18 protein-coding genes are annotated in these 20,532 nt (G+C 50.3%); 8 read left to right on the top strand and 10 right to left on the bottom strand.

Going from position 1 to position 20,532, the window contains the following annotated elements; genetic code table 11:
• The first annotated feature begins 47 nt into the window (after positions 1 to 47).
• Together mfd and ACPXV9_RS14415 are read left to right on the top strand one after the other, a co-directional pair.
• Positions 48 to 3,521 (top strand): transcription-repair coupling factor, encoded by a 3,474-nt coding sequence (gene mfd / locus ACPXV9_RS14420; RefSeq protein ID WP_423898463.1) that lies wholly within the window; start codon positions 48 to 50, stop codon positions 3,519 to 3,521.
• Between the two features lie 67 nt (positions 3,522 to 3,588).
• On the top strand, positions 3,589 to 4,572 hold the full coding sequence (locus ACPXV9_RS14415) for a CsiV family protein (protein WP_423898461.1): 984 nt from the start codon (positions 3,589 to 3,591) through the stop codon (positions 4,570 to 4,572).
• Between the two features lie 83 nt (positions 4,573 to 4,655).
• Here the strand turns inward: ACPXV9_RS14415 and ACPXV9_RS14410 are convergent, their stop codons facing one another.
• The 5 genes from ACPXV9_RS14410 to ACPXV9_RS14390 all read right to left on the bottom strand — a co-directional run bounded on the left by ACPXV9_RS14410 (position 4,656) and on the right by ACPXV9_RS14390 (position 8,581).
• Positions 4,656 to 4,868, bottom strand: coding sequence for a cold-shock protein (locus ACPXV9_RS14410; protein ID WP_423898458.1), 213 nt, complete (start codon positions 4,866 to 4,868; stop codon positions 4,656 to 4,658).
• 103 nt (positions 4,869 to 4,971) lie between these two features.
• Positions 4,972 to 5,721, bottom strand: coding sequence for an S-methyl-5'-thioinosine phosphorylase (locus tag ACPXV9_RS14405; RefSeq protein WP_423898455.1), 750 nt, complete (start codon positions 5,719 to 5,721; stop codon positions 4,972 to 4,974).
• A gap of 5 nt (positions 5,722 to 5,726) precedes the next feature.
• Entirely contained in the window at positions 5,727 to 6,818 is a 1,092-nt protein-coding gene (locus ACPXV9_RS14400) for a mechanosensitive ion channel family protein (protein WP_423898452.1), read from the bottom strand.
• Between the two features lie 58 nt (positions 6,819 to 6,876).
• The gene (nagZ, locus tag ACPXV9_RS14395; protein WP_423898450.1) at positions 6,877 to 7,905 is read right to left on the bottom strand and encodes a beta-N-acetylhexosaminidase; all 1,029 of its coding nucleotides are present in this window, start codon (positions 7,903 to 7,905) and stop codon (positions 6,877 to 6,879) included.
• A gap of 34 nt (positions 7,906 to 7,939) precedes the next feature.
• Complete coding sequence (locus tag ACPXV9_RS14390; RefSeq protein WP_423898447.1) at positions 7,940 to 8,581, bottom strand: TetR/AcrR family transcriptional regulator; 642 nt, start codon at positions 8,579 to 8,581, stop codon at positions 7,940 to 7,942.
• Positions 8,582 to 8,920: 339 nt separating this feature from the next.
• Here ACPXV9_RS14390 and ACPXV9_RS14385 point away from each other — a divergent pair, with 339 nt between their 5' ends.
• The 3 genes from ACPXV9_RS14385 to ACPXV9_RS14375 all read left to right on the top strand — a co-directional run bounded on the left by ACPXV9_RS14385 (position 8,921) and on the right by ACPXV9_RS14375 (position 10,374).
• Positions 8,921 to 9,238, top strand: coding sequence for a DUF6763 family protein (locus ACPXV9_RS14385; protein WP_423898445.1), 318 nt, complete (start codon positions 8,921 to 8,923; stop codon positions 9,236 to 9,238).
• A 94-nt stretch (positions 9,239 to 9,332) separates the two neighbouring features.
• Positions 9,333 to 9,938 (top strand): transcriptional repressor LexA, encoded by a 606-nt coding sequence (gene lexA, locus ACPXV9_RS14380; RefSeq protein ID WP_423898442.1) that lies wholly within the window; start codon positions 9,333 to 9,335, stop codon positions 9,936 to 9,938.
• Between the two features lie 13 nt (positions 9,939 to 9,951).
• Entirely contained in the window at positions 9,952 to 10,374 is a 423-nt protein-coding gene (locus ACPXV9_RS14375; RefSeq protein WP_423898440.1) for a cell division inhibitor SulA, read from the top strand.
• 49 nt (positions 10,375 to 10,423) lie between these two features.
• Here ACPXV9_RS14375 and ACPXV9_RS14370 read toward each other — a convergent pair whose 3' ends face one another.
• The 3 genes from ACPXV9_RS14370 to topA form a co-directional block, all read right to left on the bottom strand.
• Positions 10,424 to 10,669 carry a hypothetical protein gene (locus ACPXV9_RS14370; protein ID WP_423898437.1) on the bottom strand — a complete coding sequence of 82 codons (246 nt, stop codon included), beginning with the start codon at positions 10,667 to 10,669 and terminating at the stop codon, positions 10,424 to 10,426.
• 166 nt (positions 10,670 to 10,835) lie between these two features.
• Positions 10,836 to 11,339 (bottom strand): DUF6586 family protein, encoded by a 504-nt coding sequence (locus ACPXV9_RS14365; RefSeq protein ID WP_423898435.1) that lies wholly within the window; start codon positions 11,337 to 11,339, stop codon positions 10,836 to 10,838.
• A 3-nt stretch (positions 11,340 to 11,342) separates the two neighbouring features.
• Positions 11,343 to 14,039 carry a type I DNA topoisomerase gene (gene topA, locus ACPXV9_RS14360; RefSeq protein ID WP_423898434.1) on the bottom strand — a complete coding sequence of 899 codons (2,697 nt, stop codon included), beginning with the start codon at positions 14,037 to 14,039 and terminating at the stop codon, positions 11,343 to 11,345.
• Positions 14,040 to 14,411: 372 nt separating this feature from the next.
• Between topA and ACPXV9_RS14355 the strand changes: the two genes are divergently transcribed.
• Positions 14,412 to 15,275: a hypothetical protein gene (locus ACPXV9_RS14355; RefSeq protein ID WP_423898432.1), complete on the top strand. Its 864-nt coding sequence runs from the start codon at positions 14,412 to 14,414 to the stop codon at positions 15,273 to 15,275.
• On the opposite strand, the gene ACPXV9_RS14350 is transcribed toward ACPXV9_RS14355, so the two are convergent.
• A complete protein-coding gene (locus ACPXV9_RS14350; RefSeq protein WP_423898429.1) occupies positions 15,272 to 15,793 on the bottom strand; it encodes a hypothetical protein in 522 nt (173 codons plus the stop codon). The genes ACPXV9_RS14355 and ACPXV9_RS14350 overlap by 4 nt on opposite strands.
• A 135-nt stretch (positions 15,794 to 15,928) precedes the next feature.
• On the opposite strand from ACPXV9_RS14350, the gene ACPXV9_RS14345 reads away from it, so the two are divergent.
• A complete protein-coding gene (locus tag ACPXV9_RS14345; protein WP_423898426.1) occupies positions 15,929 to 16,369 on the top strand; it encodes a universal stress protein in 441 nt (146 codons plus the stop codon).
• A gap of 20 nt (positions 16,370 to 16,389) precedes the next feature.
• Here ACPXV9_RS14345 and ACPXV9_RS14340 read toward each other — a convergent pair whose 3' ends face one another.
• Complete coding sequence (locus ACPXV9_RS14340) at positions 16,390 to 18,282, bottom strand: ATP-binding cassette domain-containing protein (protein WP_423898423.1); 1,893 nt, start codon at positions 18,280 to 18,282, stop codon at positions 16,390 to 16,392.
• 180 nt (positions 18,283 to 18,462) lie between these two features.
• Here ACPXV9_RS14340 and ACPXV9_RS14335 point away from each other — a divergent pair, with 180 nt between their 5' ends.
• Positions 18,463 to 20,469, top strand: a complete 2,007-nt coding sequence (locus tag ACPXV9_RS14335; RefSeq protein ID WP_423898420.1) for a transglycosylase SLT domain-containing protein — start codon at positions 18,463 to 18,465, stop codon at positions 20,467 to 20,469.
• The last annotated feature ends 63 nt before the right edge of the window (positions 20,470 to 20,532 follow it).

Genomic DNA, 20,532 nt, shown 5'->3' with positions numbered 1-20,532 from the left:
TACAATAAGCGCCTTTTTAATACTCCGACACCTTGACGATTTCCCGTATGCCTTTCAGCACCAACAACCTGTTACTTCCCGACCATATTACTCAAGGCCAAGCTGGCGACAAGCAGCAATGGGGAAAACTGTCAGGAGATGCCCTGTCACTGGCCATTTATGAATCGGCCCGACAACATCAGGGATTGACCGTAGTCCTGACACCGGACACGCAAAGCGCCAGAAACACTGAATCCGCACTGGCTTTTTTCTTCGGCCAGGAGAGTGATATCCCGGTGGTAAACCTGCCGGACTGGGAAACACTCCCCTATGATCACTTCTCACCACATCAGGACATCATTTCCGAACGCCTGCTGACCCTCTACCAACTACCGCAATTAAAGCGGGCCGTACTGGTAGTACCAGTCAACACCTTAATGCACCGCCTGCCACCGTCTTCCTTTTTAGCCGGTAACAGCCTGATATTGAAACCCGGGCAGGAGTTTGTCATCAATATCATGCGCGCACAGCTTGAGAATTCAGGCTACCACTGCGTAGATACCGTCTACGAACATGGCGAATTTGCAGTAAGAGGCTCTCTGGTTGACATATTTCCCATGGGCAGCGACATTCCCTTTCGCATCGATCTGTTTGACGACGAAATCGAATCGCTGAGAAGTTTTGACCCCGAAACCCAGAGAACCACTGAGCGCCTCGACAAAATAGAACTGCTGCCCGCCAAGGAATACCCACTGGACAAGGCCGGGATCGCTCGTTTTCGCGACAACTGGCACGATCGCTTCGATGTCGACCACAAGAACTGCCCGGTATATCAGGATATCAGCGCTGGCATCAGCCCGGCAGGCATTGAATACTACCTGCCCCTGTTCTATGCCCAATGCAGCACGCTGTTTGATTACCTGCCAGACAACAGCCAGTTTTTTCTGCACCAGAAGATCAGCGAGGCAGCGGATCACTTCTGGCATGAAGTCACCGAGCGTTACGACAGCCTGTGTGGTGATGTGCAGCGCCCCATTCTAAAACCGGCTGAGATGTTCCTGCCGACCGACCATGTGTTTCAACAGCTCAACAACTACCCTAGAGTTCAGCTCTCCAATGAGCCGCTGATTGAAAGTCAGGGCAAACACAACCTGCCGGTCACCCTGCCTCCCAACGTCGCCATTGACGCCAAACTGGAAAGTCCGCTGCACAAGCTGCAGCAGTACCTGACGGACACCGACCACAAAACCCTGTTCTGTGTTGAATCCCCAGGTCGTCGTGAAGCCTTGCTGGAGCTGCTACAGCGCATCAAAATCAATCCTAGAGAACTCAACGACTGGCAAGAGCTGGAAACCTCCGATGAGCCCTGCCACATCATCCTGTCAACCCTGGAAGCCGGGTTCAGCCTGATTGACACTAAGCTCACCCTGCTCACTGAAAACGAGCTGTTTGGTACCAGAGTGCGACAGCGTCGGCGCCGCCAAAAACAGGGCGAACAGGCTGAGAACGTTGTTCGCAACCTCACCGAGCTCAGCATCGGCGCCCCGGTTGTGCACATTGATCACGGTGTCGGCCGCTACCTCGGGCTTGAAACCATCACCCATGACGGCGAAACCAATGAGTTTTTAACTCTGGAATACGCCAATGGCGCCAAACTCTATGTCCCGGTATCCAGTCTTGAGCTGATCAGCCGCTATTCCGGTGCCGACCCGGAGCACGCACCACTCCATAAACTCGGTAGCGAGCAATGGCAGAAAGCCAAAAAGAAAGCGGCGGAACAAGTGCGCGATACCGCGGCAGAATTACTGGACATCTATGCCCGCCGTGCAGCCCGCAAAGGCCATGCCTTCGATCATCAAATGGAAGCTTATCGTCGCTTTGCCGATGGGTTTCCGTTTGAAGAGACCATCGACCAGCAAAATGCCATCGAGGCTGTCTGTAAAGACATGTATTCATCGCAACCCATGGATCGCCTGGTGTGCGGCGACGTTGGTTTTGGTAAGACTGAAGTTGCCATGCGCGCAGCATTTATTGCCGCCTACAGCGGCAAGCAGGTCGCCATGCTGGTCCCGACTACCCTGTTGGCCCAGCAACACTATGAGAATTTCCGCGATCGTTTTGCCGACTGGCCGGTAGCCATTGAAGTCATTTCCCGTTTTAAAACCGACAAGCAAGTTCGCGAAATTCAAAACCGCCTCAGTAACGGCAAGGTAGACATTCTGATCGGCACCCACAAACTACTGCAAAGCGATCTCAATTATCAGAACCTTGGCTTGCTGATTATTGATGAAGAACACCGTTTTGGTGTGCGCCAGAAAGAACGCCTCAAGAGCCTGCGCTCGGAAGTGGATATTCTGACTCTGACAGCGACCCCCATACCACGCACATTGAATATGGCCATGTCCGGCATTCGCGATCTGTCGATCATTGCCACACCACCAGCGAAACGACTGTCGGTTAAAACCTTTGTCCGCCAGTCGGACAACAACATGATTAAAGAGGCCATATTGCGGGAAATTCTCCGCGGCGGACAGGTGTACTACCTGCACAATGAAGTCAGCAGTATCGAAAGAACCGCCCGCGAACTGGAAGAATTGATCCCTGAAGCCCGCGTGGGTATTGGCCACGGCCAGATGCGTGAACGCCAACTGGAAGAAGTCATGTCCGACTTCTACCACAAACGCTTTAATGTACTGGTGTGTACCACCATCATCGAAACCGGTATTGATGTCCCCAACGCCAACACCATTGTGATTGATCGCGCCGATAAATTTGGCCTGGCACAGTTGCACCAGCTGCGGGGCCGGGTAGGTCGCTCTCATCATCAGGCCTATGCCTACCTGCTAACGCCTCATAAAAAAGCCATGACCAAAGACGCCATCAAGCGCCTGGACGCGATTGCCCAAACCACTGATCTGGGTGCAGGCTTCACTCTGGCCACTCACGACATGGAAATTCGGGGCGCCGGCGAGCTACTCGGCGATGAGCAGAGCGGACAAATGCAAGCGGTCGGTTTTACCCTGTATATGGACATGCTTGATCGTGCCGTGAAAGCACTCAAAGAAGGCAAGACACCTAACGCCGATGCCGCCATCGATACGGGCATCGACATCAACTTGCGCTTGCCGGCACTGATACCCGACGACTTCCTGCCAGATGTTCACGCTCGACTGATGATGTACAAGCGTATCTCTGCAGCAGACAGCGACACCGCCCTGAAAGAGTTGCAGGTAGAGATGATCGACCGCTTTGGACTGCTGCCGGAGCCCTGCAAGAACCTGTTCAAGGTTGCCAGCATCAAACTCAAAGCCCATCAGATGGGGATCAAGAAACTGGAAGCAGGTCAGAAAGGAGGCAAGATTGAATTTGGCAGCGTGACGGAAGTCGACCCTCTCACCATTGTCAAAATGGTACAGACCCAACCGCAACACTATCGACTGGAAGGGGCCAGTGCTCTGAAATTTGATTTGGACATGGACAACCCGGAATCCCGCATTAATAATGTCGAATCATTGCTGGCGAGGCTGAAGCAGGCCTCCTGAACACAACCTGACGGCCTCAAGACTACAGCTGCGTACAGAAAAAAAGATTCCCAAAAAGGACCACCCATTGAAACCATTTACCACCCAAGGGCTGAGAAGATTGACCAAGGCACCAACGGTCTTGTTACGTGCTGTTTGTCTGACAATCTGCAGCACTGGGATCAGTCTGGCACAAACCCCTTCACCACAAGCGGAAAGCCCTGAAGCCGAAGCTCAGAGGCATGGCAATGAAGGCCGCTGGTTTCAGGTAGAAATACTGCTGTTCACCCAACCCAACCAAACTGCGGCAGAAGAAACCTGGCCAACCAACATAGCTCTGGCCTACCCGCCCAACTGGAAAAAACTTTCCAGCCTGAATCCGATTTTGACAACTCAGGAAACTGTGCCGAATCGACCCTCATCACAAGCCATACCAGTGCAAACCAGTGAACACCCCGACCCGACTCTGTTACTGGCCACTGAACCTTATTTCAGCCTGCCCGAGGCAGAGAGATTACTGGGTAACAATGTCCGAGATCTGGAGCGCTCCCCCAAACATCGCATCCTCTATCATCAAGCCTGGCGCCAGCAGGTATGGGGAGCTGACGAGGCACCATCACTGTTAATCCAAGGGGGCAGGCAATATGGAGAACACTTTGAACTTGAAGGCAGCATCAATCTCAGTGTCGCTCGCTACCTGCATCTGAAGACCAACTTATGGTTTACAGAATTTGAAAACAATTATGGTCAGGAATCCAATGACTACCCACCACTGCCACCACTACCCAGCCTGACCCCTGAAACCGGTGAATTAGATTTTCTCGACCAATCCGAGTCCCCCTGGGACAGGATTGAAGTCACCGCCAGTGAGTATGAAAAAATTCTGGAGCAACCCTACATCACCCGCCGGGTGATCACCATGAAACAGAAGCGCCGGATGCGCAGCAAGGAAATCCACTATGTTGATCACCCAGTGATTGGCATGGTGATCTATATCGTCCCCTACGAACTGCCTGAAACCGAAGCAGAGGACGACACGATTATGGAACAGCAGCCGGCCATTAACTCATAAGCCCGCAACTGCAGCACTAGCCATACCGGCAACAATAAAAAACGCGAGCAATGCTCGCGTTTTTTATTTCAATCTAACCGGGCTTAAAGGCAGACAACTTTCTCAGCCTGCAATCCCTTTTCACCCTGCTGCAAATCAAACTCAACTGACTGACCCTCATTAAGTGAGCGATACCCTTCGCCTTCGATATTTCTGTAGTGAACAAAAATATCATCCGGGTTCTCTTCACGGGTAATAAAGCCATAGCCTCGGGCATTATTAAACCATTTCACGGTACCAACCTGACGATCAGACATTTCCTTGCAACCTCGTTATTCTAATTAATATGGTTATGACAATCGGTGCGGCCGATTGCAGAGAGACATTTTTAAGACAAAAAAAAATACATGTAAAGAAAAACTAGTCAACAAGTGACAAAAAGCTATGCAATAACTGCCCTACTTGTCCCAACCCTTGATCAAGACAGTGTTGTATTTGTGCCATCGTAATGGGCTCGTCCTGCAAGCCTGCCCCCCAATTTACAACCAGACAAACCGCGGCGTATTCGATACCCATCTCACGCGCCAATGCCGCTTCCGGCATGGCTGTCATACCCACCAGATCGCAACCATCGCGACGCATTCGCTCTATTTCGGCGGCTGTTTCAAGTCTCGGCCCCTGAGTACAACCATAAACACCGTAATCAACGCACTGAATTCCTGCATTGCTGCCAGCAGCCAACAACAGCTGCCGTAATTCTGCTGTGTAGGGATCGGAAAAATCCACGTGCTGCAATGGGTTGTGCTCGCCATCAAAAAAAGTGCTCTGCCTTCCCCAGGTGTAGTCAATCAACTGGTGCGGAATGGCAATCACGCCAGGCCCCATGTCTTTGGTGATTCCACCGACAGCATTGACGGCCACGATGCGCTCCACTCCCGACTGCTGCAACGCACTGACATTTGCCCGATAATTGATTTTGTGAGGGGCCAGCGAATGTGAACCACCATGGCGAGGCAAAAAAACCATCTCCGAGCCGGCCAATTGGCCAAACTGCAGCGGTGCAGATGTTTGGCCATAGACTGTATCAACTGGTCGCTCCTCAGCCACATCAAAGCCGCTGAGACCGTGACTCAATCCGGATCCACCAATCAGCGCAATTCGTTTTGCCATAATATCTAACCAACGCCTCCACTCACGACAGAAACGTCTTCGGGCACATGCAATGTCGAAGTTGGGAAAGCACACTCGGCACCCTGCTGCTCAATGATAGCCAGGATACCCAACAACACCTCCTGCTTGATTTCGTGATAGGTCACCCAGTCGGTTGTCTTTGTGAATGTATACACAAAGAAATCCAGAGAGGAAGCGGCAAATTTATTGAAATTCACAATCAGAGTCTGATTGGTATCAATGGCCTCATGATTACGCAGGAATGTTTTTACCTCAGCAATGATATCTGCCATCTTGTCGGCATCATCGTAACGAATGCCAATGGTTTCATAGATCCTGCGATTGGTCATGCGGGATGGATTTTCTACCGAGATATGAGTAAAGGAAGAATTGGGTATATAGAGCGGCCGCTTATCAAAGGTGCGGATACGGGTAAGGCGCCAACCGATATCTTCCACTGTTCCCTCAATCTCCTGATCCGGAGATCGAATCCAGTCACCAACACTGAAAGGCCGATCGAGATAGATCATCAGGCCACCAAAAAAGTTCGCCAGTAAATCCTTGGCAGCAAAACCCACGGCAATACCACCAATACCGCCAAAGGCCAACACCCCGGAGATGCTGTATCCCAACGACTGCATGATAACCAGAGCCGCAGTGATGATGACCGAGACCCGGAGCAACTTGCCCATGGCCGACACCGTCGTTTCATCCATGGGCTTTTGAGTAAACTCCGGGTCCATAAGATTATTCTCGACCCGACGAATCACCCTTACCAGCAACCACGCCAGTAAAATAACCACCCCAATTTTTCTCACCGGATCGATAAACTGCAACAGATCACTGTCCGCCTGTTTCATGGTCAACTGCGCGGCAATGGACAAACCAATCAGCCAGATAAAATACCGCAACGGCTGTTGCGCAGCACCGACCAGTGCATCATCCCAGAGGTTGTGAGTGCTATGGGCTTTGACCATCAACCGGTCAAGCAACTTGCGACAGATATAAGCAGCCACCAGGGTGACAAACACCACCAGAAAAATGTGAACGTACCAGTAATCGCCCTGCCCCATAACGTCTTCAATCCAGTCCTGCATCGTGCCTGCTCCTGTTTGCTCTTGAGGTTTTTCTGCTGGAGTTAATTTTTTGTCGCATTTATTGCGTCAGCAACCAATCTCTGGTTTCCCGCCAACGCTCAGAGGCCTGAAGTTCATCTTTATTCCAGGTTTTATTCGGGCGCATCACCTGCAAATTAACTCTGGGCAGTGCACACAACTCCGGGGACTGCTCGAGCAAATTCAATACTTCTAGAGCACCCTTGCGATTATTGCAAACCAGAATTACATCGCAGCCAGCCTCCAGCGCCAACCGCGCTCTTGCCGGATAATCACCTGCCACCGCAGCACCCTCCATAGTCAGATCGTCACTGAAAATAACGCCTTCAAACCCCAATTGTTCACGCAGGATCGACTGCAACCACAAACTGGAAAAACCTACAGGCTGCTGCGAATCTATCTGAGGGAACAGGATATGAGCCGGCATGATCGCATCCAATCTCGCCTCACCCTGCATCTGCTCTGCAAATGTCCGTAAATCCTTCTGATGAATTTGATCCATAGCGCGATCATCAACTGGCAGCTCCAAATGACTGTCACCCTTAACCGAGCCATGACCTGGAAAATGCTTGCCCGTTACTTTCATGCCGGCCTCGTGGGCGCCGACGATAAAAGCCGAGCTCAGTTCAAGAACGGTTTCAGGGTTGGCTGAAAACGCTCTATCACCAATCACACTGCAAAATTCATCATCGACGTCCAGCACCGGGGTAAAACTGAAATCCATACCAGCGGCAATCACTTCAGCCGCCAACAGCCAGCCACAGTCACGGGCACGTTTGAGCGCCTCAATGGGATTCGACTGATAATGAGCATCGAATACCTGCATCGGAGGAATGCGGGTAAAGCCCTCGCGGCAGCGCTGCACTCGACCACCTTCCTGATCAACACAGATCAACAGATCACTGCGAACCTGTCTTATCTGAGTAATCAAGGCGATCAACTCATTATACTTACCAATGTTTCGGGAAAAGAGAATCACACCTCCGACACAAGGTTTCTGCAACAAGCTAATTTCATCGGCGGACAGGCTTAAACCTTCCAAATCTACAATCAATGGACCGGACAACATGATTCTCTCTAAATTGATGAATTAAACGCTGGTTTTAACGCTCGGCATCATCGGCACGCAGCAGCGTACTGATCGAGGGCTCCAACAGCGAAACCACCTCTTTGATACTGCGCTCCTCACCGAAATCCGCTTTGGAAATATTGTTGATGGGATTGTAACTCGACAGGGTAAAAACAGTCGCCCCCAACATAAAATAAAGCCGCCAGTAAAAAGCCACCGGATCAACGTCCGGCATATCGGCCTGAAGAATTTCCATAAAGCGGCGATAGGTATCGCCGTACTCTTCAATAATAAAATGGCGTAAATGTTCCTGCGACTGAGCATACGCCAGTCCTAAAAGACGCATAAACGGCTCTAGCCCACCACCAATGGCTTCAGTGGATTGAAACAAGCTGGAGAACAATATTTGAATGGCCTCATCCACATGGATGGCTTGATCACTGGCTTTTTCCCGTGCATCCAAATTGGAATTCAGGCACTCACAAAACGGCGCGAGATAACGTGAAAACACAGCCTGGATCAGGGCTTTTTTGGAACCAAAGTGGTAGTTCACTGCCGCCAGATTGACGTTCGCAGTAGTAGTAATGGTTCTCAGGGAGGTTTCGGAATAACCGCGCTCAGCAAACAGAGCGGCAGCAGCGTCGAGAATTCTCTCGATAGTATCAGGTTGGGACATCTTCAGTATTTACAGCTGTAATAAAACATCGTTTAGAACATACGTTTAGATTTTTTTAGTGTCAAGAAATCAAAAAATGTCTACCAAACACACCCAGATTTCGATTGGTTTTAGAACAATTTTTTCTTTAAAAAGAAGCCCATAGAGCACAACAGAATTCGCTCAAATATATTCAATTAAAAAGCCTTGTAAAAATAGGCTGTTACAGTAGCCAGTGAAAAACCGCCTGAAGAGAGCACAAAATAAAACCGTCCTGACTGATTTTTACACAGTTTTCAAAAATGGTATGTTGCCAGTGACGTCATAACAACAAATCAACGACATGCGAGGGCAATTATCATGGGCAGCAGCCAGCCTCCCCTTATAGGAAATTGGTACTACGACCCAATGGAAGATCAGTATTTTGAAGTCGTTGCCATGGACACAGACAACGGCACCATCGAAATACAGTACGTAGATGGCGAAGTTGGTGAGCTGGACCGTGAACTCTGGAAGCAGATGCACCCAAGCACAGCCCCTCCTCCCAAAAGTGCTGATGCAGCCTTTGAGCTCGCCAATGAGGACCATCTTCACGATTATCTGGACAGCCCTGAGCCCTGGACCAATCCGGTGCACCAGATAGAACCGGATCTGTACACTGGCTACGACGACTTCTGAACAGATCAATAAAAATTGAAGTACAGAGCTTGCGCACCCCAATATACTGTATATAATCACATGTACTGTATATAAATACACCGGAGTGTGAGCAATGATTAAACTGACTGCGCGTCAACAGGAAATTCTGGATCTCATCAAACGCTACATCGATGACACCGGATATCCTCCTACCAGAGCAGAAATCGCCAAGGAGTTAGGCTTCCGTTCAGCCAATGCGGCTGAGGAACACCTGAAAGCACTCGCACGCAAAGGCGCAATCGAAATGGTGGCAGGTGCCTCACGAGGCATCCGCCTCCCCGAAGAAGTCACTGGGATCCCCATTGTAGGTCGTGTAGCCGCCGGTAACCCCGTGCTTGCGACAGAAAACATTGAAGACTATTGCTCTCTCCCCTCAGACTTCTTTCACCCATCTGCTGACTATTTTCTTCGGGTCACCGGCAGCAGCATGAAAAACATTGGCATCCTTGACGGCGATCTGCTGGCTGTCCACAAGACCGAACAAGCCCGAAATGGTGAGATTGTGGTTGCCAGAGTTGATGATGAGGTCACGGTAAAACGCTTTAATCAGGATAAAGGCAGCCCGATTGTAGAACTTCACCCTGAAAATGAAGAGTTTGATGTCATCAAAGTAGATCTGCGTGATGCCAGCTTTGCCATTGAAGGGCTGAGCGTTGGCGTACTGAGAAGAGATCACTGAGGAGATATTGACCATGGCAGCTCCAGCACTCACCAGCTCTCATAATCGCCAGAATCAGATTAATCCGGTAAACCCTGTCAGCGATTACTCTGTAACAGAGTTGATACTGACAAAGCACAGCCCGGATCAGGCTGTGCTGATATTGCCCATGGTGTCCCATCTGAGTCAGAACAGCAGTCGTTGGGTAACCTGGATTTCACCGCATAAAATAGACCGATCCATTCTTAACAGTTATGGAGTCGACACCAGCAAACTGCGTATCCTCTACACCGAGGATGGGAGTGACAACCGTTGGCTGATTTGGGAAGCGCTGAAAGCAGGCACCAGTGAATGCGTTATAGCGACACCGGGAAGCCTGACGGAAGATGAAATGGCTCACCTGAAGCACGCAGCCAATCAGGGTAAAACACGGGGTTTAATGATTCATTACCGCTGAGAACTACTGTAACGGTATTCAGAGCGCCTGATCAGGAATGGGCAGAGCCCTAGTGCAAGGTTGAAGATTGCTGTTCGGTACCAGCAGTTGTGTATTCACGCTCTGTGATTTCAGCGGCAGCTTCGAAGCCTGCCTCGATCATGGCCTTGATGACTTCAAGTTTATCTTCGCCCAGATACTCAGACGCGGAGTCGGACAATTTGATACTGACCAATGCCTCACCTTCACCATCAGCAGGCCTTAAAGCAACAGTACCATCGGTGAGTTCAACAATTTCGTACAACGGTGAAGGCATAAAAACTCCAAAAAACACACCGACAGTGAAATACTCTCAACTTCTGACACCTACGCCAGAACCTGAAAACCGGTGCTTAAAACATCTATAAAGATTGTAACACCCTGCCAAGGGCAACTCTATGGTTAAAAAAAGTGGCCATAAAAGAGCAAGACATAGAGAGCAATTAATACTCCAGATTGGCGTGGCGCTGGCGCTCAATCAACCGGGTCAATTCTGAAATCAGATTAAAAACCAAACCATCATTCAGCTCGGTAGTCTGGATGGCAGAGCTGGCAATTAGGCCTGCATCGACCGCGACTGCTGCGCCCGCATCATTCACATCCGGGTACAACGCCTGATGCTGGAGAATCAGCAAGTCTGACAGCCAACCGTCCGTTGACAACCGCTGCAACTCAGAAACAGCAGGATCATTGACACCAAGCTGTTGCAGTTCATGAACCAGCTGATCCAGAGTATGGATACGGCTGACACCGGACAGTGCATGCCGGCTGGCCAATTCTTTGATATACAGAACCAAGGCTACGCCCGTCTGCATCACAGCTGCCGTTAAGAAGGCTTCCCTTTTTTGGCGCTCAGGCAATTGATCGCCACACTGCCTGCAACTTTCAAGCAGTAAATTGGCATGTGCCAGTTTCTGCTGAACCTTGGGTTGATAGGGGCTCAGCATCCATCAGGCCTTCTTGGCTGCAGCTTTTTTTGCCGGCGCTTTCTTCTTGGCAGGTGCTTTTTTCTTCTTGTCAGCCGTTCCAGAAGCCAGCCACTTCCCACCTTGGTAGAAAGCCTTCCAACCACTGGCTTTGCCGTCTATTTCCGACTGCACATACTGCTCTTTGGTTTTACGGCTATATCGAACCAGTGTGGGATTCCCCATATCATCGGTTTCGGGAGCGTTGAATAGGAAACTGTACTTAGGATCTATCTCATCCTTATGAGGCAACAATTCAGAAACCAGAGGTGCCCGAGTCTCGCGGTTCTTTGGAAACTGACTGGCGGCCAAGAATAGCCCCGAAGCACCATCACGCAAGATATAGTGATCATCAACTTTAAGGCACTGCAATTCCGGCATAGGCACCGGGTCCATTTTAGGAGGCGCTGCCTCGCCATTTTTCAATAGTTTGCGTGTATTTTTGCAGGCTTCAGAAGTACATCCGAAGTATTTACCAAAGCGACCTGTCTTAAGCTGCATATCACTGCCGCATTTATCGCACTCGATAACCGGACCTTCATAACCCTTGAGTTTGAAACTGCCCTGCTCCACCTCAAAGCCGGAACAATCCGGGTTATTACCGCAGATGTGTAATTTGCGCTTCTCATCCAGTAAGTAGCTGTCCATCGCTGTATTGCATAATTTACAACGATGTTTTTGCCGCAGCTGCTTGGATTCAGCCTCATCATCTTCATCGACGTTAACCGCTTCATCACCCGAAACAAGATTGAGCGTGGTCTTACAGCGTTCCTTGGGTGGTAAGGCATAACCTGAGCACCCCAGAAACACACCCGTGGTTCCCGTACGAATTTGCATATTACGCCCACAAGTTGGACACGCAATATCGGTTTCTGTGGGTGCGTTGGGGCGCATACCACCGTCATCATTTTGAGCCTTTAACAGCGTATTTGAGAATTCGGCATAGAAATCGTTGAGCAAGGCGTGCCACTCAATATCACCCTCAGCCACACGGTCAAGATTCTCTTCCATGTTGGCTGTAAAACTGTAATCCATCAGATCCGTAAAGTTCTCATTGAGGCGCTCAGTGACAATGTCACCCATCTTATCGGCATAGAAACGACGCTTATCCACATGGGCATAACCGCGATCCTGAATGGTGGAAATGATTGACGCGTAGGTGGACGGGCGACCAATTCCACGCTTTTCCAACTCTTTCACCAGACTGGCTTCGGTATAACGCGCGGGCGGCTTGGTAAAGTGTTGATTGGGATCGAGTTTTTGTAGGTTCAGGGTTTCACCCACCGCTAGTTCAGGCAAAACCACATCCTCGTCTTTTTTGGACTGCGGAGGCTGAACCTTCATAAAACCATCGAAACGAATTACCCGGCCACGTGTGCGCAGCTCATATTCACCGGCACTCACCACCAGAGAGGTGCTGGTAAATTCTGCCGGAGTCATCTGGCAGGCAACGAATTGCTGCCAAATCAGTGTATAAAGTCTCTCAGCATCACGTTCCATACCCGTTAACTGGGTCGGTTTGACCGTGACGCTGGATGGACGAATGGCTTCGTGAGCCTCCTGAGCCCCTTCCTTACTTGAGTAGGAGTTAGGTGCCTTAGGCAGATAAGCTTTACCGTAATTGTCCAGAATGTAATCGCGACAGGATTCCACGGCCTCTTTACTCAGATTAGTAGAGTCGGTTCGCATATAGGTGATGTAACCCGCCTCATAGAGACGCTGAGCCATCATCATGGTTTTCTTGACGCTGAACCCCAGACGGGTACTCGCAGCCTGTTGCAGGGTGGACGTTATGTAGGGGGCACCCGGCTTGGACTGGGTGGGCTTATCTTCTCTGGAAGAAACCTGATAGGCAGCCTGCTGCAACGCACTGACGGCAGCCATAGCCTGTTCTTCGTTCAATGGCTTGAAGGCGCTGCCAGCCTGCTTTTTAACCTCAAACCGAATCTTGTCATCGGCGGATGTGGTCAAGTCAGCAAACACATCCCAGTACTCTTCGGGGATAAACGCTCTGATTTCCCGCTCGCGCTCAACCACGAGCTTAACGGCTACCGATTGAACCCGCCCTGCGGACAGGCCTCGTGCCACTTTTTCCCACAACAATGGCGATACCATGTACCCGACTACGCGATCGAGAAAACGTCGCGCCTGTTGAGCATTGACCCGATTGACATCAATGGGGCCCGGGCTTTCAAACGCCTCCTGAATCGCGGTTTTGGTAATTTCATTAAATACAACGCGTCGATAACGGGACTCTTCGCCACCAATGGCCTGCTGCAAATGCCAGGCAATGGCCTCTCCCTCTCTATCCAAATCCGTTGCCAGATAGATGTGATCGGCCTGTGCCGCCAGTGCCCGTAATTCATCAACGACTTTTTCCTTACCGGGCAAAATCTCATAGTGAGCCTCCCAGTTTTTATCCGGATTGATGCCCATGCGGTTAATAAGCTGCTCTTTGGCCTTCTTGCGCTTGTGCTCTACTTTCTGTTCAGGGGACATCTTGCGAGTGATCGCCGCCTGTCGGGCGCGTTCTTTCGGATCAACAGGCTTTTTGGCTGAACCACTGGTAGGAAGATCACGAATGTGACCAATGCTGGACTTCACAACGTAGTCGGCGCCCAAATATTTGTTAATTGTCTTCGCTTTGGCGGGCGACTCGACAATAACCAAGGATTTTCCCATAGTAGTATTAATCTCTGTTACGACTCAGTTCAGACGTCAAATAGATAGCACATTGATCAATTATTGATCATCATGGCCGGATAATTGGCTCACAGAGCCACAAAGGGCGTCATATATAATTCCTGTAAATAGCTGGGTCAAGCCATGCTTCAGGATTTAAGTGCATTTTCTTTAAAAGTCCAATTTTCATTCAATCAAAACAAACAGGCTGTTGAACACTGGTTTAACACCATATTTTTACAAAATAAGCCCCGATTCAACCCTATTATCCCCATGCCTACGGAACCGGCCAATAAAGTTTGAATAAAATCCGCCGACAATCTGTAATATAAGCTTATGCAAATTTCCTGTTTATTTCTTTTATAGAATCTTATGTCAGCGCTGGCGTTCTTAATATTGTTTATCGTTCTGGCCATTGGTTCATTGGCCGTGGTCAGCTATATCAATGAAAAAGAAAAACGGCAGAAGCTGGTGCGGCAAAAGCTCAATCAAGTAAAGCTACGCTCAAATGAACTGGAAGAACTGGTTGTGGCTGTTGATCAACTGGTAGAAACCCGAGCCATTCCCCGTCTTATCAACGAAGAAATCATTGAAATGCTGGCCAGTGTTAAAGATGGCAACGAGCAGGCCCTTTTTTTACAGGCCAATTATCAGACCGCCATCGCCCGACACGATATATTGTCAGACGAAACGAAAGATAAAAATTACGACCGAATGATGGAGAGTGACAAGCAGATTGCTCAATCACAAAGATACCTGCAGGAGGCCGCCCGCATCATCCGCAAACAACAGGGCACCGGCAAAATATCCCTCGAGGAAATGAACGCGTTTATTGAAGAGCTGGCTTGGTCAAATCTCACCATTGAGGCCATCACCTACATTGGCCAAGGACACAAAGCCATCAACCGCAACGACGTTTTGAGTGCCCATGCCTTCTACAAGAAGGCACAACAGGTTTTGGCAAACTCCGCTCACAGCAACCCACAAAGGCATAAGATCATCAAGGAATTGTCAGAGATGATGTCCGGTCGTCGTAAAATTGTGTCTGTGGAATTAATGCCGGAAACCCAATACAACCCTGGCGGAGATGGCACCACCTCATTTCACATAGACAACAAACTGGACGATGAAGAGCCTCATAGCGAGGCAGAAGAAGTACTGCCTGAAACGCAACCGGCTGATCAGAGCGAGAGCCGCGATGATTCGGCTCCCACTACCGATAACAGCGCTACCTAAATCCCATTTCTACCAGAAGCACAAGAAATACTGGCCGCAGTTTGCTCCAGCCAGTCTGCAATAGCCTCCACATCATTCTCGCTGCCGAGTTCATTCCAAAAGCAGCACAACCCTTGTGGACCACTACAAAGCGCGTAAACATTGCCTGGCAGGCAATTAACCCCCTGCTCAAGCTCAGTGACAAACCCTTCCGGCATATGTGAGGGCGATTGTAGCCAATCCCAATCACCAAAAACGTGCAAATCATGGACGAATGATTTCTTGATCAACACCCAGACATTGCGAATATCATCCTGTTCATGCCAGGGTAAACAGTAGGTTACTGCCTGTTTACGCGATCCACTGTTGTGATCACTGCCTTTGGGAATCGGTTGATAATGTACCCGCAATCCCCTTTTCAGCGCCGCGTTTCGCAGACGGGTTTCACGCCGTTGCGCCGGAGTCGGCTGCATTAACATGATCGGGCCAAGTATAAGGGCCAATGCAGCAAGGCAAATAATGATTGGGAGCCAACCCACCGAACACTCCTTGATAAAAAATAAAAAAGTTGAAGGAGCTATGGAATAAGCTCCTCCGTTTGATATAAATCTAACGCCACAGCAATCAGTATTCTATGATGAATACCAAAGGAAGATCGCCTAGAGGAAAAATCAATGAACCATTATACCCACATATTGGTCGGCCTTGACCTGACGGATGATTCCGAAGAAGTTTTGGAAAGGGCTACGGCACTGACTAAAGATTGCAATGCCAAACTGACACTGGCACACATCATTGAGCCCCTGACCTTTGCCTATGGTGGTGATATACCTGTGGATCTCACCGAGATTCAGATGCAACTGGAAATACAGGCCAAAGAAACCCTGTCTTCAATTGCCAAAGTACTCGCGGCAGAAGTGGCAGGCCAGCACGTCATCATTGGCCAGCCAGTGGATGAAATGCACCAACTGGCCGAACAAATTGGCGCTGATCTGATTATTGTGGGCAGCCATGGGCGCAAAGGTCTGGCGCTGCTACTGGGTTCCACCGCAAATGGCGTGATTCATGGCGCCAAGTGCGATGTACTTGCCGTCCGGGTCGCATTGAAATCCTGACATTCAAGCAACCCAGCGGACTAACTGTCTAACTCATCCCAGCGGCTGTATTTCTGCTCCAGCAGAGTTTGCATCTCGCCCAGCTGTTTCAGAACCTCAGCGACCTGCTGATGATCACCGTTATAGAACCCCGGGGCAGCAGTCTGCTGTTCCAGGGTTTCAATTTCCCCTTCAAGCACTTCAATTTCACCGGGCAGAGCATCCAGCTCTCTTTGCAGTTTATAACTGAGCTTCTTAGCCGGAGCCTGAGCTGGCCGCGTATCGGCGATTTCGGCCTTGGCTGGTTGGGGGGTTACCTCAGGCAAAGATGGCTGCGCCCGAGACTCAAGCCACTGCCCTCCCTGCCGAATCCAGTCTGCATAGCCACCTACGTACTCTTTTACTACCCCTTCGCCCTCAAAGGCCAGAGTACTGGTAACCACATTGTCGAGAAACGAACGATCGTGACTTACCAGCAGAATGGTACCGGTATAATTGGCGAGAACATCCTCCAACAACTCCAGAGTTTCTACATCGAGATCGTTGGTCGGCTCATCCAACACCAGCAGATTACTGTCTTTACTGAATAACTTGGCCAGCAGTACCCGATTGCGCTCACCGCCAGACAGTGCCTTAAGCGGTGTTCTCGCTCTGGCCCCGGTAAACAGAAAATCACTCAGGTAACTGATGATGTGTCGGGTCTTACCGTTGACCTCAATACTATCTCGGCCCTCCGCAACGTTCTCAACCGCATTCTTATCCAGATCAAGTTGCTCTCGCAGTTGATCAAAATAGGCAATATTGAGACTGGTTCCGGTGCGTACCGTCCCAGACTGTGGCTGCAGCTGACCAAGAATGATTTTCAGCAGGGTACTCTTTCCGGCGCCATTGGGGCCGATCAACCCAATGCGGTCCCCTCGCAGGATGGTGGTAGTGAGGTCTGCAATAACCGGTCGGCCTTCCCAGGCATGGGACACACCCACCAATTCTGCCACCAACTTGCCGGACAGGCCCGAGCTGCCAGCTTCCAGCTTGACCTTGCCCACTCGCTCGCGACGCTCAGAACGCTCAACCCGCATGGCCTTTAAAGCCCTGACCCGGCCCTCGTTGCGGGTTCTTCTCGCCTTGATGCCCTGTCTGATCCATTTTTCCTCTTCGGCCAGACGCTTATCGAACAGAGCATTATGGCGTTCTTCTTCTGCCAGTTGCTGCTCACGAAATTCAAGAAAACTGCGGTAATCACCGTGCCATTGACGAATGGAGCCCCTGTCGAGCTCAACAATATCCGTTGCCAGATTTTGCAACAGTTGACGATCATGAGTAATAAATACCACGGCACCGTTAAAGGCTAAAACCTGCTCTTCAAGCCACTCAATGGCCTGAATATCGAGATGGTTGGTTGGCTCATCAAGTAACAATACATCGGGCTCAGATACCAGGGCCCGAGCCAGAGCCACACGACGACGCCAACCACCTGAGAGCTCAGCGAGCGTTTTCTCTGCTGGCAGATCAAGGCGAGTCAAAATGGCTTCAACCCGTTGTTGCAACATCCAGCCATCACAGGCTTCGATCTGCTGCTGAACCCGAGCCAACTTGTCCATATCCTGTTGTTCTGAATGAATCAGGCTGTGGTACTGCATTAACAGCCTGCCAACATCCTTTAGGCCGGAAGCCACAGCATCGTAAACCGACACCTGATCCGGGTCGGGAAGATCCTGCTCAAGGCGAGCAATCTTCAAGGTTGGCTGGGTCCAAAGGGAGCCATCATCAAGCTGAACCAGGCCATCAATTACTTTCATCAGGGAAGATTTGCCAGCACCGTTGCGACCAATCAAACAAACTCTCTGCCCCTTGTCGACGGACAAGTCCACCTCATCAAGCAAGATCTGAGTACCATAATGCAAACAGGCTTGTTTTAACTCTAAAAGCGCCATTGAGCTGTCCCCATGAAAAAACAGCGTTATTCTACTAGATTGCCACCAATGACTATAGGAATTGCTTTACAATATCCGCATAAAACATTGAAAAATCATGAAAAACACTGGTGACAATAACACAATCGACTATGCTTTCATTAGTCGTACCGTTTTATTGATAGTGTGAATTGGGGAATCATGATCAATAAACTCATATTCAGGCAAATAACGCTGACTATCAGCTTATTAAATACTTGGCGACGCCGGCTTTACCCCGTCCTGTTTGCCGCTCTGCCCGTGACGGGCTTGGCTGATAGCGCCAAACCAGCGGAAACTTTTGCCCAACCAATGCTGCAACAGCAGCGCGAGCACTACCTTGCTGCCCGTGATGCGCTGCAAAAGAGGCACTTTAAAAGCTATCAAAAACACCGCCAGCAGCTGCTTGATTACCCTCTGACACCGTACCTCGACTACGCGGAATTACAAAGGCGCCTCCACCGTCTTCCCCATCAGGAGGTAGACCAGTTTTTAACCAAGAACAGAGACACCCTGCTTGGCAATCGTCTGCAGAGACAGTGGCTGACTGTGCTGGCCAGTCAGAAACGCTGGCAGGACTATCGAAGCTATTATGTTACCTCCGCCAACTCAACCGAACTGCGCTGCCATGCACTTGAAGCCAGAGCCAGAACCGGGGATAAAACCGCGTTATCTGAAGTAACTGAACTGTGGAATGTGGGCCGCTCGCAACCGGACGAATGCGATAACGTCTTCAAGCTGTGGCTCAACAGCGAACATTTCAATCAGGATATTGCCTGGCAACGCTTTGACAAAGCGATGGCCGCTGGCAAAGTCCAACTGGCTCAGTATGTCGCCAAACGCTTCGATGCCACCAACCAAAACTACGCCAAACTGTATATCGAAGTACATCACTACCCTTCCCGATTGCACAAACAACAACGCTTTCTGGAGCAATCGGCCAAGATGCAAAGCGTTATCCTTCACGGAATCAAGCGTTATGCCAGACGCGACAGCCCCAATGCTTTACGCCAGTGGAAACGTTACGACGCCCAGCAGCTGTTTGAAGATCAACAGCGATTCGAGTTGCAGCAATATCTGGCTTCTCGACTGGTGCGACAGGGTCATCAGGACAAAGCCGAGGACTTGCTGGCAGGTATGTCGGATATCACCAGCGATCGCCTGATCGAAGGCCTGCTGCGCGAATTCCTTAAAGAAAAGGACTGGGTCAAAACCCTGTCTTATATTGACAAACTGCCAGCTGAAAGCCAGCAACAGGAACGCTGGCAATACTGGCAGGCCCGAGCCCTTGAACAACTGGGTCAGACCAAACAAGAAGTCACACCCAAACAGCTCTACACAAAATTGGCCTTGCAGCGCGGCTACTACGGCTTTCTTGCCGCCGACCGTCTGGGACGACAGTACCACCTGGGGGATGTCCCGGCCTTAATGGATAAATCCAGAGTTGCAGCCATTGCCAACCGCGGCGCGAGCCTGCGAGCCAGAGAACTATTGGCTGTTGGTGATGAGCTCAATGCAAGACGCGAATGGCTGCATATGACCCAACAACTGTCCACCGAAGAGCATGTGGCAGCCGCCAAATTGGCACACCAGTGGGGGTGGCATCACAACACCATTATTTCTCTGGCGAGCGCCAAATACTGGGATGACTTACAGATGCGCTTCCCCCTGGCCTATAACAAACAGGTTCAGCAATCGGCCAGACAGTTGAATGTATCGCCACTGTTGCTGTTTGCCATTGCTCGCCAGGAAAGCGCATTCGCCGCAGATGCCCGCTCTCCAGCCGGAGCCATGGGACTGATGCAGTTATTACCCAGCACGGCCAAAATGACCGCCAAACGAGCGGGCATCCGCTACCGCAAGTTTGATCTACTGACGCCAGAAAAAAACATCGTACTCGGCAGCCACTACATCAACAGCCTGCTGCAACAATTTAAGGGCAATCGCATTTTAGCGGCCGCGGCCTATAACGCAGGGCCCCACAGAGTAAAACAATGGTTAAAAGCCAGCGCCGAACAACTGCCTTATGACATCTGGATCGAGGCCATACCCTACCGGGAGACCCGGCGCTATGTACAAAACATACTGGCCTATTCAGTCATCTACGGCTATCGCATGGGCACAACCCCCAGCTTGTTGAGCCCCACGGAAGCCAATCAGCCACTATAATGAACAAACTACCAACGCCAGCGCCTCTTGCTGAAGGGCAATTACGGCAAAATCAAAACAGGC

The sequence above is a fragment of the Candidatus Pelagadaptatus aseana genome, from assembly GCF_040362265.1.
GTDB lineage: Bacteria > Pseudomonadota > Gammaproteobacteria > Pseudomonadales > Cellvibrionaceae > Pelagadaptatus > Pelagadaptatus aseana.
This window is presented reverse-complemented; position numbering and strand designations above follow the sequence as displayed.

Excerpts from the sequence above, each read along its gene's own strand:
- mfd (WP_423898463.1), top strand. The coding sequence starts at position 48 with ATGCCTTTCAGCACCAACAACCTGTTACTTCCCGACCATATTACTCAA.
- ACPXV9_RS14410 (WP_423898458.1), bottom strand. The coding sequence starts at position 4,868 with ATGTCTGATCGTCAGGTTGGTACCGTGAAATGGTTTAATAATGCCCGA.
- ACPXV9_RS14405 (WP_423898455.1), bottom strand. The coding sequence starts at position 5,721 with ATGGCAAAACGAATTGCGCTGATTGGTGGATCCGGATTGAGTCACGGT.
- ACPXV9_RS14400 (WP_423898452.1), bottom strand. The coding sequence starts at position 6,818 with ATGCAGGACTGGATTGAAGACGTTATGGGGCAGGGCGATTACTGGTAC.
- nagZ (WP_423898450.1), bottom strand. The coding sequence starts at position 7,905 with ATGTTGTCCGGTCCATTGATTGTAGATTTGGAAGGTTTAAGCCTGTCC.
- ACPXV9_RS14390 (WP_423898447.1), bottom strand. The coding sequence starts at position 8,581 with ATGTCCCAACCTGATACTATCGAGAGAATTCTCGACGCTGCTGCCGCT.
- ACPXV9_RS14385 (WP_423898445.1), top strand. The coding sequence starts at position 8,921 with ATGGGCAGCAGCCAGCCTCCCCTTATAGGAAATTGGTACTACGACCCA.
- lexA (WP_423898442.1), top strand. The coding sequence starts at position 9,333 with ATGATTAAACTGACTGCGCGTCAACAGGAAATTCTGGATCTCATCAAA.
- ACPXV9_RS14375 (WP_423898440.1), top strand. The coding sequence starts at position 9,952 with ATGGCAGCTCCAGCACTCACCAGCTCTCATAATCGCCAGAATCAGATT.
- ACPXV9_RS14370 (WP_423898437.1), bottom strand. The coding sequence starts at position 10,669 with ATGCCTTCACCGTTGTACGAAATTGTTGAACTCACCGATGGTACTGTT.
- ACPXV9_RS14365 (WP_423898435.1), bottom strand. The coding sequence starts at position 11,339 with ATGCTGAGCCCCTATCAACCCAAGGTTCAGCAGAAACTGGCACATGCC.
- topA (WP_423898434.1), bottom strand. The coding sequence starts at position 14,039 with ATGGGAAAATCCTTGGTTATTGTCGAGTCGCCCGCCAAAGCGAAGACA.
- ACPXV9_RS14355 (WP_423898432.1), top strand. The coding sequence starts at position 14,412 with ATGTCAGCGCTGGCGTTCTTAATATTGTTTATCGTTCTGGCCATTGGT.
- ACPXV9_RS14345 (WP_423898426.1), top strand. The coding sequence starts at position 15,929 with ATGAACCATTATACCCACATATTGGTCGGCCTTGACCTGACGGATGAT.
- ACPXV9_RS14340 (WP_423898423.1), bottom strand. The coding sequence starts at position 18,282 with ATGGCGCTTTTAGAGTTAAAACAAGCCTGTTTGCATTATGGTACTCAG.
- ACPXV9_RS14335 (WP_423898420.1), top strand. The coding sequence starts at position 18,463 with ATGATCAATAAACTCATATTCAGGCAAATAACGCTGACTATCAGCTTA.